This window comes from Kluyvera genomosp. 1 (assembly GCF_001266615.1).
GTDB lineage: Bacteria > Pseudomonadota > Gammaproteobacteria > Enterobacterales > Enterobacteriaceae > Kluyvera > Kluyvera cryocrescens_A.
In genome coordinates, this window is sequence record NZ_LGHZ01000021.1 from 99,455 (window position 1) to 113,795 (window position 14,341).

General features: G+C 50.6%; 18 protein-coding genes and 1 pseudogene. 17 read left to right on the forward strand and 2 right to left on the reverse strand.

Features of this window, described 5'->3' with window-relative positions:
• Positions 1–113 precede the first annotated feature (113 nt).
• From KP80_RS22490 to KP80_RS13150, 9 genes are all read left to right on the forward strand, one after another.
• Positions 114–353 carry a hypothetical protein gene (locus KP80_RS22490; RefSeq protein WP_072129114.1) on the forward strand — a complete coding sequence of 80 codons (240 nt, stop codon included), beginning with the start codon at positions 114–116 and terminating at the stop codon, positions 351–353.
• Positions 354–480: 127 nt separating this feature from the next.
• Positions 481–681: a hypothetical protein gene (locus KP80_RS13115; protein ID WP_052284090.1), complete on the forward strand. Its 201-nt coding sequence runs from the start codon at positions 481–483 to the stop codon at positions 679–681.
• On the forward strand, positions 678–1,055 hold the full coding sequence (locus tag KP80_RS13120) for a RusA family crossover junction endodeoxyribonuclease (RefSeq protein ID WP_052284091.1): 378 nt from the start codon (positions 678–680) through the stop codon (positions 1,053–1,055). The genes KP80_RS13115 and KP80_RS13120 overlap by 4 nt, the downstream gene beginning before the upstream one ends.
• On the forward strand, positions 1,040–2,089 hold the full coding sequence (locus tag KP80_RS13125) for a DUF968 domain-containing protein (RefSeq protein WP_052284092.1): 1,050 nt from the start codon (positions 1,040–1,042) through the stop codon (positions 2,087–2,089). The genes KP80_RS13120 and KP80_RS13125 overlap by 16 nt, the downstream gene beginning before the upstream one ends.
• 12 nt (positions 2,090–2,101) lie before the next feature.
• A complete protein-coding gene (locus KP80_RS13130; RefSeq protein WP_052284093.1) occupies positions 2,102–2,701 on the forward strand; it encodes a hypothetical protein in 600 nt (199 codons plus the stop codon).
• Positions 2,702–3,095: 394 nt separating this feature from the next.
• A complete protein-coding gene (locus tag KP80_RS13135; RefSeq protein WP_052284094.1) occupies positions 3,096–3,362 on the forward strand; it encodes an HP1 family phage holin in 267 nt (88 codons plus the stop codon).
• Positions 3,337–3,876, forward strand: coding sequence for a lysozyme (locus KP80_RS13140; protein ID WP_052284095.1), 540 nt, complete (start codon positions 3,337–3,339; stop codon positions 3,874–3,876). Before KP80_RS13135 ends, KP80_RS13140 begins: the two co-directional genes overlap by 26 nt.
• 94 nt (positions 3,877–3,970) lie before the next feature.
• Positions 3,971–4,501: a DUF2514 domain-containing protein gene (locus KP80_RS13145; RefSeq protein ID WP_052284096.1), complete on the forward strand. Its 531-nt coding sequence runs from the start codon at positions 3,971–3,973 to the stop codon at positions 4,499–4,501.
• Positions 4,502–4,519: 18 nt separating this feature from the next.
• The gene (locus tag KP80_RS13150; RefSeq protein ID WP_052284097.1) at positions 4,520–4,783 is read left to right on the forward strand and encodes a hypothetical protein; all 264 of its coding nucleotides are present in this window, start codon (positions 4,520–4,522) and stop codon (positions 4,781–4,783) included.
• 46 nt (positions 4,784–4,829) lie between these two features.
• On the opposite strand, the gene KP80_RS13155 is transcribed toward KP80_RS13150, so the two are convergent.
• Positions 4,830–5,375 (reverse strand): hypothetical protein, encoded by a 546-nt coding sequence (locus KP80_RS13155; protein ID WP_052284098.1) that lies wholly within the window; start codon positions 5,373–5,375, stop codon positions 4,830–4,832.
• Positions 5,376–5,908: 533 nt separating this feature from the next.
• Here KP80_RS13155 and KP80_RS13165 point away from each other — a divergent pair.
• The 8 genes and pseudogenes from KP80_RS13165 (at position 5,909) to KP80_RS13200 (ending at position 13,146) form a co-directional block, all read left to right on the forward strand.
• Positions 5,909–6,724, forward strand: a complete 816-nt coding sequence (locus KP80_RS13165) for a hypothetical protein (protein WP_052284100.1) — start codon at positions 5,909–5,911, stop codon at positions 6,722–6,724.
• A gap of 176 nt (positions 6,725–6,900) precedes the next feature.
• Positions 6,901–7,389 carry a DUF1441 family protein gene (locus KP80_RS13170; protein ID WP_052284151.1) on the forward strand — a complete coding sequence of 163 codons (489 nt, stop codon included), beginning with the start codon at positions 6,901–6,903 and terminating at the stop codon, positions 7,387–7,389.
• Positions 7,389–9,491, forward strand: coding sequence for a phage terminase large subunit family protein (locus tag KP80_RS13175; RefSeq protein WP_052284101.1), 2,103 nt, complete (start codon positions 7,389–7,391; stop codon positions 9,489–9,491). The genes KP80_RS13170 and KP80_RS13175 overlap by 1 nt, the downstream gene beginning before the upstream one ends.
• Positions 9,488–9,700, forward strand: a complete 213-nt coding sequence (locus tag KP80_RS13180) for a hypothetical protein (protein ID WP_052284152.1) — start codon at positions 9,488–9,490, stop codon at positions 9,698–9,700. Before KP80_RS13175 ends, KP80_RS13180 begins: the two co-directional genes overlap by 4 nt.
• A complete protein-coding gene (locus KP80_RS13185; protein ID WP_197276158.1) occupies positions 9,628–11,199 on the forward strand; it encodes a phage portal protein in 1,572 nt (523 codons plus the stop codon). Before KP80_RS13180 ends, KP80_RS13185 begins: the two co-directional genes overlap by 73 nt.
• Positions 11,144–11,575, forward strand: a pseudogene (locus KP80_RS23400) (head maturation protease, ClpP-related); the annotation flags it as partial. The gene KP80_RS13185 and the pseudogene KP80_RS23400, both read left to right, overlap by 56 nt.
• 103 nt (positions 11,576–11,678) lie before the next feature.
• The gene (locus KP80_RS13195; RefSeq protein ID WP_052284104.1) at positions 11,679–12,914 is read left to right on the forward strand and encodes a tyrosine-type recombinase/integrase; all 1,236 of its coding nucleotides are present in this window, start codon (positions 11,679–11,681) and stop codon (positions 12,912–12,914) included.
• Between the two features lies 1 nt (position 12,915).
• Complete coding sequence (locus KP80_RS13200) at positions 12,916–13,146, forward strand: helix-turn-helix transcriptional regulator (RefSeq protein ID WP_052284105.1); 231 nt, start codon at positions 12,916–12,918, stop codon at positions 13,144–13,146.
• A 19-nt stretch (positions 13,147–13,165) separates the two neighbouring features.
• Here the strand turns inward: KP80_RS13200 and KP80_RS23095 are convergent, their stop codons facing one another.
• A complete protein-coding gene (locus KP80_RS23095) occupies positions 13,166–14,341 on the reverse strand; it encodes a DUF5677 domain-containing protein (RefSeq protein ID WP_072129107.1) in 1,176 nt (391 codons plus the stop codon).

Sequence of the window (14,341 nt, forward strand, 5' to 3'; positions counted from 1 at the left end):
ATGAGTATACTGTACGTATATACAGTATTTGCGTGTTGGGGCTTTGATTCGTTTTATTATTTAGCGCTTAGACATGCCGTAGCTAGGGGGTTGTAGTGGATCTAAAACAGAACATGCCAGATCAGGGCTATGTCGTAATTCGATGTGATGATGGCGTTATTGTCGCCAGGCTTCCATCATTTCCTGTCAGCGAGCGCGCGCTGATGTACCGCCGCGGGGATGTGATTTCCTTCATGCCTTTGCAGCCAGACGAGATTGTTGGTACACCTTCGTTATTCGCACAAATGCTTGAAATGGCTAAGTCCCGACCTGGTTACCTGATTCCCTCCGGTTCTGTTAAACTCCCTTCATAGGCCTGAACAACCTATACCTGCTGCGCCACGGAGACACCATGGCGCAAAACACACAAATCCCGATTTTTTCCCTGATGTGCAGCCACGTCAGCGGTTCTCTTTTGTCTTTTTTCTGCCGGGGTACGGTATGAAAAGAGACTGGTTCTATCAGGACAACCTGACCGAAGAGCAGGCCGAAGAGCTAGTGGCCCGTTATCGTGCGAATAACATCACCGTAGAAAAAAGCCTCGATGTTGATCCCCGCTTTTGGGTTGTATCAGCATTCCTGCCTGTATCTGACCGCCACCAGCGGACGCAGCGCTCTATGTGCTCTCGGGGGTGGAAATGAACGAGAAGGTTTACAACATCACCCCACTGGGAAAACCCCGAATGACCCGCGCCGATAAATGGAAAAAACGCCCGGAGGTTCTCCGGTACCGTGCTTTCTGTGACGAGGTGAGGCTGAACAAGGTCACGCTCCCGGAAAGCGGGTATCACGTTATCTTTGTGCTGCCGATGCCACCGAGCTGGAGTAAGAAGAAGCGAGCCTTAATGGACGGGAAACCCCACCAGCAAAAGCCTGATAAAGACAATTTAGAAAAGGCGCTGCTGGATGCCCTTTTTGGCGAGGATAGCCATATCTGGGATGGGCGCGTGACCAAAATCTGGGGCGAAACCGGAAAGATGATCATCCGGGAGGGGGAAACGTGCGAGCTCTCCTGATGCCAGAGATTGCCCGTCATATGGGTATTGTTCTGCTGAAGCCAGGCAAGGAGCTGATGGGCTTATTCAGCGGCGGACGTATTCTGATTGAGCGGCAACCGGACTTCATGAAAGATTTGCCGTCGGGCAGAATAGCGGACGCCCGGCAGCTGCTGGCGGAAGATCCGACACTAACGCCATTCTTTCTGGATGCGCGTGTTGTTCGGGCTGCTGGTGGCGTTACGGCGCTGGAGGACTGGCTGGGCCGTAATGTTTCAAAATGCCAGTGGCCGCACAGCAACTACCATCACCGTGAGCTGGTGATGTTCAGGCATGAGCCGGGTTCAATTGTCGCGTGCTGGCATTGTGACAACGAGATACGCAACCAGAGCGACAACGTTCTGGATGATCTGATCGCCCGAAACCTCGCTGATTGGGTGATTGAATGTGTTCGTATCAAAACCGGCTGCGCTGCGGACAGAATGCTTTCGCTGGCTGAGTTGTGCTGGTGGGCCGTATCAGAGGGGATAGGGGATGCCATAACCGAAAATATGGCGAGCCGTTCCCTTGGTCTGAAAGATGATCCTTTCCAGTCGGTCTACAAAGAAAGCGAGATTGTTCCGTCATACCCGGCATCGGACATACTCGCCGAACGGATTAGCCTTGTTCCTGCCCGTCAGGCAGCTGCTGAACCACAACCGGAACCAAAAGCAGTAAAACCCGTTGTTCAGGTTCAGGTAGACCCAGAAGCCCCCGCCACATTATTCGCCCGGCCTAAGCGTATTCGCTGGATATCCCCGCGCTTTATTGAATGGGTTAAAACCCAGCCGTGCGCGTGCTGTGGACAGCCGGCAGATGATGCCCACCATCTTATCGGATGGGGACAGGGCGGGATGGCAACCAAAGCCCACGACATTTTCACCATACCGCTATGCCGGGTTCATCACCGCCGGTTACATGACAATCCCACCGCATTCGAGCGCGAGTATGCGCCGCAGCCAGTATTAATCATTCAATTGCTGGACCGGGCCTATGCGCTCGGCGTTCTGGCGTAAAGGAGAATCATCATGACACCACGTCAACGCCGTCTGCACCAACAAGGGCTCGTCACTGTCGCCACCGCGCCCCGCAAAAGCTGGTTAGGCCGTTTTACCCCGCTCACCAATATTCAGGGGGGGTGGATTAAATCACTTCTATCAACCTGGGGAGAGGGCGTTAGAGGAGGAGCTGCCCCACGTATGCCGCGTGAACATTCCTGCTGGAACGTAATCAGAAGAGGGCGATGGTCAGATAAAGCTCTGGAACGATTCACCGTTGCGCTTGAGCAGGCTAGAAACGAGGGATTCAAAGGGGAGCAGGCCTTAAAGAGAGCACACTGTATCATCTGGCCGCAAACCCCAAGCAGCGTCATTGATGAGGCGATAACCAATGACGACGTGGATTTTATTGAAGAGTCTGTACTGTCGGCTTTTGATATCAGCGATCCCGTCTACATTGTCGGCCTGCAGTATTACACCACGCGAAGAAAAATTGCTGATATCAGTAGAGAGCTGCAGGCGATTGCCCCATGGCTGACTGATGGAGAGGCGCGGAAGCGCGTTCGCTGGTGCCTTGAGATTTTCCGGGCAAAGGTATTCCTCTCATCCCGTAAGCTGATGGAAGAGTGATTAATTTTAGCTATTTGTGCTCTTTTTTTATTTTGTTATTGAAAGCTGGCCAGAAAATCAGATAATCCATTCATGCTTGGCAGAGCTGCGCCACGATGGCAGCGACGTTAAGCGACAATTTGAATATAGCGAAAGCCCCGCCAGTCGGGGCTTTTGTTTTGCGGCGATACGACAGGGGTATTCGCGGGATGCATTGCATCAGTACCCCTGTCACATCGCCGTTTCTCGCACTATCCAACAACATTTTCACTTCATATAAAGGCTGCCATCTGGTGGCCTTTTTAATTTTCAGGCTCCGGGAATCACTCCCTACTTACCCTTTGACACAAGAGCCCGCGAGCCTGATCCCTTTCCACCACACACAGCACCATCCGAATTGTCCGGAGGTGAGGCTATGACCCGAATGAGCACAATTTACAGCAGACTTTCATATGGGACGGGAACCGCGTTGACTGGCTGCGGTGTCTCTGCAAAGGCCCATGCCGAAATAACTAAAGAGGTATCGTGGATGCTGGCCGAGAAAGTGGCAGGACTCGGTTTAAGTGACTGGGCAATTATTGTCGGTATCGCATGCACCGTTATCACCTGCGGCGTGAACTGGTATTACCGTCGTAAAGAGCGGGAGGATCGGTTAAATGCCCGTCAACAAAACGAAGCTTAGCGCGGCGATGCTGGCGCTGCTTGCATCAGGTGCAACGGCGCCTTTTTTATTTGACCAGTTTATCAGTGAGAAAGAAGGCAATGCGCTGGTGGCCGTTGTCGATCCCGGTGGCATCTGGTCGCTATGTCATGGCGTCACCATAATCGATGGCAAGCCCGTTGTGAAAGGTCAAACCGCAACCGAGGCCCAATGCAAAAAAGTTAACGCCATTGAGCGTGACAAGGCGCTCGCGTGGGTTGACCGCAATATCAAAGTGCCACTGACCGAGCCACAGAAGGTCGGCATTGCGTCGTTCTGCCCCTATAACATCGGGCCGGGCAAATGCTACCCGTCAACGTTCTATAAGCGCATGAATGCCGGTGATACGAAAGGTGCCTGTGAAGCTATCCGCTGGTGGATTAAAGACGGTGGCCGCGATTGCCGCCTGACCAAAGGTCAGAAGAATGGCTGCTATGGTCAGGTGGAACGGCGGGACCAGGAAAGCGCGCTGACGTGCTGGGGGATAGACCAGTGAAACCAAGTAACATTTGTTTCATTGCGGCTGGTGTGCTGGCTGTTACGGGATTGCCTGGCTGGGGATGGTTCTTATTTGTGGGAGTAATCCTGCTATGAGCATTCGTTCTCAGCTTATTGTCGCTGCGTTGCTGGTGGCTTGTGCGTTTCTCGCTGGCAGTGAGTGGATGAACCGCAGCTGGAAAATAAAGTGGGCTGACCGGGATAGCACGGAATCCTCACAGGAAGCGAACGCGCAGACCGCTGCTCGCATGATTGAACAAGGGCGAACAATTGCCCGGGATGAGGCCGTTAAAGATGCTCAAGCTAAAGCAGCGAGCGCTGCCGTTACTTCTGCTGGCCTGGCTACCACTGTTAGCCAGCTGCAACAGCAAGCCAGAAAGCTCGCTACCCACCTGGACGCCGCAAAGCACACCGCAGATCTCGCCGCTGCCGTCAGAAGCAAAACAGCCGGAGCCGACGCCGCAATGCTCGCCGACATGCTCGGAAGTCTTGCAGAAGAAGCTCGATATTATGCTGGACGAGCTGACGAAAGCTACCGGGCAGGGATGACGTGTGAGCGTATCTATGACTCAGTGAGAGAGTCAAACAATAACCCAACAGCCTCGCATCAGCGGGGCTTTTAATTACTTAGAGAGCGAATAATGAAAGCAGCGAAAGATTTTAAATTCTGTCTGGGGCAGTTGGTTAACCTGCGTATCAGTGATGAGCATGGCGAGGTACAGGCCCGCTCCCAGCATGTAACTGGTGAGAACCAATACTTTATTTACTACCAGGCTGCAGATAAGTGCGCGACAGAGCGTTGGTATTCCGAATCCCAACTGGTAGCGGTTGAGGACGATCGCTCACCGGGTATGCCGGTCTTTGGTTGCGTTGAGTTGCCCGAGGGCGCTGTAGTCGAAGAGTAACGCATTACAGCAGGCATTCGCTGAGTGCCTGCTGTAAAATGGATGGTTAGAGTAATTTTATAAATTTATCGCTGTCGTTAACTTGCTTGGCAATCCTGAGAATTACCGCAGCAATAGAAGCAATGAACTTTTCACGATTTGAAATACCTTCGTCATTGAGATGTATTCCTTTATCACCAACCAGAATGCCAAATTTGGGGTTTTCAATAAGCTCTCTTTGATCACCTTTGCTTATGTGGGTGATTAATTTATTTATTTCTTCATCGGTAATTTCCGAGTTATCAATTTGATGAGAGCGTGCATTCCTGATTTTGTTTATGACTTTAAGCTCTTGGTAAGAAAACTCATTCAAACCAAAATTTGTAGCGAGTTTGAGTTTTGCCGCGTATGACATAGTGAGGTTTTCGCCGAAACCATCAAAAAAATTAACGTTGTTTGATGCCGCACAGCACCATGCTTCAATAATTTTCTCGGTTACCAGGTGAAGGCGCAAGACTACACCTATGTCGTCTTCACTTTGCATTATCGAAGATAGTCTTTCCCATGTTTGTTCATTAAGCAGAACCATTTCATTGAAAATTTTCTTATTCATAAATCATTCCTTTGTTGGATGCGCCAGTGCTCGTGGGCAGACGAGCACTCTACACCAGTATACAGAGAGGTAACGCATGGGCGGAACAATCGAGATCAGTGAAGTTGGGATGACAGTCAATATGGCTGGTGGCGGGAAAATAGTTATCGGAGATTGGGGCGATAACATAGTGCCCAGAGCTGAACCACTCCCACCTCTTACCCCAGAAGAGGAGCTTTACGGCCGCGATCTTTGCCTCTTACCTGCTGGTTGGGAAGATCTAATCGGTGACGGGAACTGGCAACATCATCTTAGCGAATCTTTGCGTCACCTATGGTCATCGTTCAACAGGGTGCAGAAGATGGCTATCGCTTATTCCATCAGTGAACTGTCAGATGAACTGACGAACATCGCATACGAACACTCCTGGTAGTACCACCGAAGCGCTTCGCACGCGCACATCAAAGAGAGTCTTTCAGTAGTGAGCCTGGGCAATCCGTTTGCTCTCGGGCGATATTGCCGTGCGACAGGCTCACACCTAAAAGGATAATCCAATGCAATTTCCGCAAGTATTAACGACACCGAAACCTTGGGGCATTCATGTTAAATGGCAATGGCCAGAGGGTAGTGAACAGTATTCCCATCTTGAAATTCAGTATCTCTATTCGGGTGGAGACCTAAAGAAACAAATTCTCGGATGGCCTTGTGAAAGTGTGACTATCGGCGGCCTAAAGGCAGGAGAACATCTGCAAATTCGTTTGCGACCCATTGATAAAAATGGCGCAGGCCGCGAATGGACTCAGGGCGACTGGATAGAAGGCGTTGCATCAAGTGATGTAGGAGATTACCTCGCCGCAATGCCCGTTGGCAGCGACACGCGCTTAATGACTACCTTTAGTGCACCAAAATTTAAAATTGAAAACGGTGAAGTCTTCATCAATAGCGCTTTTATTTTTGGAGATTCTAAGGCGAAAGACGCTCTGAAGTCGAAGACTAGCAGTGACAGCATTGTTGTTAGCCAGATTCTTGACGATGCATGGAAAAGTGGTCTCCCATGTGTTGGGGAGGCAGTTAACGATCTGGCTCAGGCTATAGCAAATGCCCGGGCATGTTCTCAAAGCTACAGGCAACATACTGTCGGCGGGGAAACGAGCGCATCAACATATAGCGTGTCTATGCACATTAATCTCAACGATGCTCAGTCCGTATCAGGTGTCGATAGCAACATCGAAGCCATTATGCAAAACGCGCTGGCGAATGAAATGGCAGCGTCAAAGCTACGAAAAATTATAGATAAAAGCATTGAAGAGAGTATCAGGCTCAGTTGCAGGCCCGGGGGAGTCATCTGGCAAACCACCAAGCGCGGGTGATAACCATTCGCATTTGATGGGTCCTCCCGGCGGGGTGGTCTACCACGGGGCGGCTGGCTCGCGGGAAACGGCTAGTTTTTCGGATCTAAGGTCATCATCATCATGTGCGCATGTTATTGATCTCGTTAGAGGTGATTTTGCGTAGATGTCGAATCGTTTAAAAAGTGTTCACCATCATGGACCAGGAAATTGCCGCTTTAAAACTGAACATAAACCAGCTGGCGGGGATTACCGGTGTACACCGTCAGACGGTTGCCACCAGGCTTAAAAATATCGAACCAGCGCCGGGCAGCAACAGCAAACTTAAACTTTATCTGGTCACCGATATTCTGGCCGAGCTGATGATCCCCACCGTGTCAGCCAACATTGATGACATGCCACCATCGGACAGGCTTTCGCACTGGAAAGCGGAAAACGAGCGACTGAAGTTCGAACAGGACACCGGCCAGCTTATTCCGGCAGATGAGGTGGCGCGTGAATTCTCATTGATGGCGAAAGCCGTCGTCATGGTGCTTGAAACTCTCCCCGATGTACTTGAGCGTGACTGCGCATTAACGCCTGCAGCGGTTTCACGCGTGCAAAGCGTTATTGATGATCTACGCGACCAGATGGCGGAGAGAGTGCAGGACGCTGAAACAGAGGAGGAAGAGCCAGAGGAGGACTGATGGCAAAGCGGGCATCCGCCAGAGGCATCCGCCGCGATGTTTCCGGTATTTTACGTGCCCCGCGTCGTATGCAGGTGGCCGATGCGGTCAGTACTTATATGCGCGTGCCAATGGGGGCGGGCAACTCCGTTCCATGGGATCCAGATCTGGCACCTTACGTCATTGAGCCAATGAACTGCCTGGCATCACGTGAATATGATGCGGTGGTGTTTGTTGGTCCGGCGCGAACCGGTAAAACCATCGGCCTGATCGATGGGTGGATTGTCTATAACGTTGTCTGTGACCCGGCGGATATGCTGCTGATCCAGATGACAGAGGAAAAGGCGCGCGAACACTCTAAAAAGCGTCTTGATCGTACATTTCGCTGCAGCCCGGAAGTGAAAATCCGACTGAGCCCACGGCGTAATGATAACAACGTCTACGACCGCACGTTCCGCGCCGGTAACTACCTGAAAATTGGCTGGCCATCGGTCAATATCATGTCCTCATCAGACTATAAGTGCGTGGCACTGACCGATTATGACCGCTTCCCGGAAGATATCGATGGGGAAGGTGATGCCTTTTCGCTGGCATCAAAGCGAACGACAACCTTCATGTCGTCCGGGATGACGCTGGTCGAGAGCTCTCCGGGCCGCGATGTACGCGATACGAAATGGCGCCGTAGTTCTCCGCATGAAGCGCCGCCCTCAACCGGGATTCTGGCGCTGTACAACCGTGGCGATCGTCGCCGTCTTTACTGGCCATGCCCTCATTGCGGCGAATACTTCCAGCCTGAAATGGACAATATGGCTGGTTATCGCGATATCACTGATCCCGTTGAGGCCAGCGAGAAAGCCTATCTGCAATGCCCAGCCTGTCAGGAACACATTCTTCCTCATATGAAGCGATCGCTGAATATGAAAGGGGTGTGGTTACGCGACGGGCAATCCATTGATAGCGATGGTGTCATTACGGGAGAAGGGCGGCGCTCGCGCATCGCCTCTTTCTGGATGGAGGGGCCAGCCGCCGCGTACCAGACCTGGGCGCAGCTCATCTATAAATTTCTTACCGCGGAGCAGGACTATCAGGCGACCGGCAGCGAGGAAGCGCTGAAGACGGTAATCAATACCGACTTTGGGCGTCCGTATCTTCCCCGCTCCAGCATGGAGCAGCGTAAAAGTGAGTTGCTCGAGCAGCGTGCCGAGGATGTGCCAAAGCGCTCTGTGCCAGACGGTGTTTGTTTTCTTATGGCGACGGTCGATGTGCAGGCGGGGCGCAACCGGCGCTTTGTTGTCCAGGTCACAGGTTACGGGAGCATGGGAGAACGCTGGCTGGTGGACCGCTACAACATCCGGCAGTCGATGCGCTACGACGGCAATGGCGAGAGCCAGCAGATTGACCCGGCAAGCTATCCCGAGGACTGGGATTTGTTACTGACCGATGTGTTTAACAAAGGCTGGCCACTGGCTTCGGACCCGAACCGGTGCATGCGCCTGATGGCGATGGCCGTGGACTCCGGCGGGGAAGATGGCGTGACCGATAACGCCTATAAATTCTGGCGCAGATGCCGCCGCGAGGGGTTAGGTAAGCAGATTTATCTCTTCAAAGGTGACAGTGTCCGACGGTCAAAACTTATCTCCAGAACCTTCCCGGATAACACCGGTCGCTCAAGCCGCCGGGCACAGGCCTCCGGTGATGTACCGCTTTACCTGCTCCAGACGGATTCCCTCAAAGACCGTGTGAACAATGCGTTGTGGCGTGATTCACCCGGTCCCGGCTATGTGCATTTTCCGGAATGGCTTGGCACCTGGTTTTACGATGAATTGACCTATGAGGAGCGATCGACCGATGGCAAATGGAGTAAGCCGGGACGTGGTGCAAACGAAGCGTTTGACCTTCTGGTCTATGCAGATGCGCTCGCCATCCTCCACGGCTACGAGAAAATTAAATGGCCCGATGCTCCTGAGTGGGCGCGGCGGGAAACGTGGCTGGAGAACGCGCCGGCGGAAGCTGGCGAAGCGCCATCCACGGCGCCAGAACCAGCCCCCACAAAAACCAGGAAGCGGAAGAAAACCGTAACCGATGATGCTAACCCTTGGACCACTTCAGGAGGATGGTTGTGAACCGTGTCGATATTGAAACCATGATCCAGCGATATACCGAAGCCGAGATGGCGGTGCTGGACGGCAAAACCATCCGTTTCAATGGGCAGGAAATGACGATGGAGAACCTTTCCGAGATCCGCAAAGGGCGGCAGGAATGGGAGCGGCGTCTTTCTTCCCTGATTGCGCAGCGCCGGGGGCAACCCGGCTACCGACTGGCGAGGTTTTAATGAGCCTGTTAGATGATGCGATTGGTGTTTTCTCCCCTGGCTGGAAAGCGGCTCGCTTGCAGGCACGCGCGAAAATCAGGGCATATGAAGCCGTTACCCCAACCCGAACGCATAAAGGGCGTCGTGAGAATCGTTCTGCTGACCAGCTCAGCAATATGGGTGCGGTTTCATTACGAGAGCAGGCCCGGTGGCTTGATAACAACCACGATTTGGTGATTGGGGTGTTTGACAAGCTTGAAGAGCGGGTGGTGGGAAAGGCCGGAATTATCGTCGAACCACATCCGAAACTTACGAACGGGAAGATCGCCAAAAATCTGGCTGACCAGATCCGCAGTAAGTGGTCTGAATGGTCTGTCCGGCCGGAGGTCACCAACCAGTTTACCCGGCCAATGCTTGAACGTCTGATGCTGCGTACCTGGCTGCGTGATGGGGAGGTTTTTGCGCAGATTGTCAGTGGTACAGGGAATGGACTCACGCCGTCCGCGGGGGTTCCCTTCTGGCTAGAGGCTCTCGAACCTGACTTTATCCCGATGAACAGTGATGCGGCACGCCAGCTTAATCAGGGGGTTTATGTCGATAACTGGGGCAGACCAAAGAAATTTCAGGTTTATAAAAGTCTGCCCGTTTCAGGCCGTCAGTTTGATATGAAAGACGTTGATGCGGAAAACATGCTGCATCTTAAATTTGTTCGCCGTCTGCACCAGACCCGCGGTGTATCAATGCTATCCGGCGTACTGATGCGGCTCAGCGCACTGAAAGAGTACGAAGATGCCGAACTCACTGCTGCACGTATTGCCGCGGCGCTCGGTATGTACATCAAAAAGGGTGATGGACAAAGTTACGAGGGGGACGACAAGGACGATGACCGGGAAATGATGATTCAGCCGGGCATTATCTATGACGATCTTAAAGCGGGTGAGGAAATTGGCATGGTGAAGTCTGACAGGCCAAATCCGAACCTTGAAACCTTCCGCAATGGGCAGTTGCGCGCCGTCGCCGCTGGCAGCCGCCTCAGCTTTTCAAGTACGTCCCGAAACTACAATGGCACCTACAGCGCGCAGCGGCAGGAGTTGGTGGAATCCACAGACGGTTATCTCATTTTACAGGACTGGTTCATCGGTGCTGTGACCCGGCCAATGTACCGCGCCTGGCTGAAAATGGCGGTGGCCGCTGGTGAGATTAAATTGCCCCGCGGTCTGGATATGGAGTCGCTTTACTCGGCGGTGTATTCCGGCCCTGTAATGCCGTGGATTGACCCGGTTAAAGAGGCCAATGCCTGGAAGGCACAAATCCGTGGTGGTGCTGCGACAGAATCTGACTGGGTGCGCGCCAGCGGACGCAATCCGAATGATGTGAAAGCGCGCCGTAAGGCAGAGATCGACGAAAACAAAGAGATGGGGCTGGTGTTTGATACCGACCCTGCTAACGACAAAGGAGGCACTAGTGCCGAAGCCAAAGAACCGGGCGCAACGTCGTCCGAGAGCCAGCGCAAAAAGTAATTCCTGGTTCCGCATGCAGGCCAGCGCCGATAACGAAGCGGATATTTATATCTACGACGAGATCGGCTACTGGGGGGTAACGGCGCGCCAGTTCGTGAATGACCTGAAAGCGCTGGGCGACGTGACCCATATTAACCTTCATATCAATTCGCCCGGTGGCGATGTCTTTGATGGCATCGCCATTTTTAATGCTCTGAAATTCCACGGCGCCGCGATTACCGTTTATATCGACGGGCTGGCGGCATCAATGGCTTCGGTGATTGCGATGGTGGGAAATCCGGTGATCATGCCGGAAAACACCATGATGATGATCCATTATCCATCACACTACCTCATGGGGACGCATGAAAAACCAGATTCATTCATTAACTCATTGTTAATTATGAATAAGAAGGAAATGCTGTTTGCATTGCTTTTCTACTGTTTTTCGGCGTTGCAGCTAAGTGTGTATTGCAATGTGTATTGCAGAATGAGGTGTTATGGCTGGCGAGAACAAGTTAAGCGACAAGGCGCTAAGGGCTTTGCATGGTAAACCCCAGCAGAGCCAAAAGATGGTTGCTGATGGTAGGGGACTGTCTGTCAGGATCAGCGTGAATGGCACTGTTAGCTTTGTTTTTTTCTTTAGACATTCCGGCCGACAGAGTGCCCCCATCTGGATGACGTTAGGCAAGTATCCAGATATGACACTTAAACAGGCTAGGGAGAAAAGGGACGAGTGCCGGGGATGGCTGTCACAGGGACTTGATCCACGGATAGAGAACAAACTCACTAAAGAGAGCTTGTTTACTCCGGTGACAGTTAAGAACGCTGTCGATTACTGGTTTGATAATTATGCCAGGGAAAAACGCAAAGAGACTGTACGGCTCTATCGCCGGTATGAGAGATATATCTTTCCCTACATAGGTGGATTTCCTGTCGAGAAATGCGGCCTGTCAGACTGGATCAAATGCTTTGATCGCGTAAAAAAAGTAGCACCGGTTCAATCCGCCGCGATGCTTATAGAATTAAAACAAATCTTCAAATACTGCCGAGTACGCCAGTATGTGCGGTGTAATGTGCTGGACGACCTGAGCCCTAGCGATATTGGTAAGTATCAGAACAAGAGAGAGCGGCTGCTTGAGGAAAGCTACATTGCCGATCTGTGGGGGATTTACTTTCATGGTAAGGGCAAAACTCGCGTATTGAATTACAAAAAACGCATGGCGATTTTGTGCCTTGTGTTTGGATGCCGGCTTAGTGAGGCTCGTCTATCAACATGGGAAGAATGGGACTTCGATAAATGGCTTTGGACAGTGCCGAAAGACCATAGTAAAAACGGCGCAGAGATTATTCGCCCTGTTCCTCAAAAAATGCGGCAATGGCTCGTAAACCTGTACGAAGAGACTAAAAGGCGCAGCTACATACTTGGCGAATTTAAATCTGATTCAACTGTCAGCGTGATGGGATGCACAAATTTTATATCGTTAAAGCATGATAAGCGCTGGTCATTGCATGACTTGAGACGAACATTCTCAACAAGTCTTAATGATATGGGGGTTGATTTTATTGTGGTGGAGCAGCTGCTGGGGCACACCATAAAGGGCGTGGCCGGAATCTATAATCGCAGCAAGTATATTCCTCAAAAGCAAGAAGCGCTGGACCGATGGGTTGATTACCTTGATGGGCTGGTGGGTGAAGAGAATACAGTCAAAGTAATTAAGAAAAGGAGCGCCTGATATGGCTATGTTGTCTGTTGTGAAAAAAGAAGATTTACAGTTAATGCCTGAACTTGACCGAATGATTCGCGAACCTGAATGCCGAGCTATGACCACGCTGTCAAACTCAACACGCTGGCGTATGGAGCAGGAAGGAAAATTTCCTAAACGCATCAAGATTGGGCCGTCAGCCGTTGCATATCGCCTTTCTGAAATTCAGGCGTGGATTAGGGGGGAGTGGGGTAATATTTAAACTACCCCACTATGTGGGGCTAGTTTTGTTTTATTCTAATACAATAATTATTGTGATCGATTTGATATGCGGAGGGTTCGGATGAATTTAAATAATCGTCCAGCTGATTGTAAGTTACTGGTTCTCCATTAAAGTCTATCCGCCAGAAAGTAGGGTCGAGAGAGTTGATAAACTGATTATCTTCTTCATTGATTAATTCAAGGACAATTTCATTATTTTTCTTATAGTAGTATCTTGTTAAGAATCTCGTCTCAGACTCAATGGAAATAGTTACTTTGACATATTTATTTTCATCAATAATGATGGTTTCGCCTATGTTAGACAGTTTCTCCACTTCATCAATTGACTCACTGGGAGCATATTGTACGTCAGGTGTTTTTATCTCTTTGAATATTTCCGTCAATGCGATCCCCGCTCCTTTCAGAAGAGAGCTGGATAGGCTTAAGCACATTGACGTATATGACTCTTCTACAGGACTAGGGAGACCACGCCCTCTCTCTTCCTCACTCAGACCAATTCTATAGAATGAGAGTGGTAAGGCATGAACATGGCTGGACAAAAATGTATACATCCATCGAAACGTTGGACGATCAATATCTATTTTTTCAGCTATTTCCTCTAGAGGCTGCATATATGGTGTTTGTCCATTTAAGTACTTTCTTTGCTCACCAGGCTTCAATGATGCAAAAAAAGCATTAGATGTTAATCTTTCTTTTAATTCTTCTGCTTGCTCTGTTAATTGCTTTATTTGGTCTTCATTATCTAGAGCTGTGAAAAGTCTAATTCTTGCTGTGCAGTCATGAAGATTTAATATATTCCATCTGCAATCCCATTCATTTGAATCGCAGTCCTCGACACATAAATAATGAAAGCAAAGTCTTATTTCTAATATTGTTCTTGCTATATTGCAACAAGTCGCGTAATCCCAGTGTTCTATTGATTTGGATGACCAGGAATTGTGAGGGGCTAAATTAATGAGACTCACGGCTCTAACAATCATGGCAGTGTAAAGCACGCTTGCATAAAAATGCTTACTAGTAGGTGAAGGAATGCCTGAAAATTCCTTAGACAAAAGGATACTTTCTTTTAGAACACTGTCAAAAGCTGATAAGGAATCAATATATTCTGGGGATGGTTCTGTTGGCATATTTGCGTCAGACATGATTTCATAATCTGTTGAGTTGCCATTGTTCAT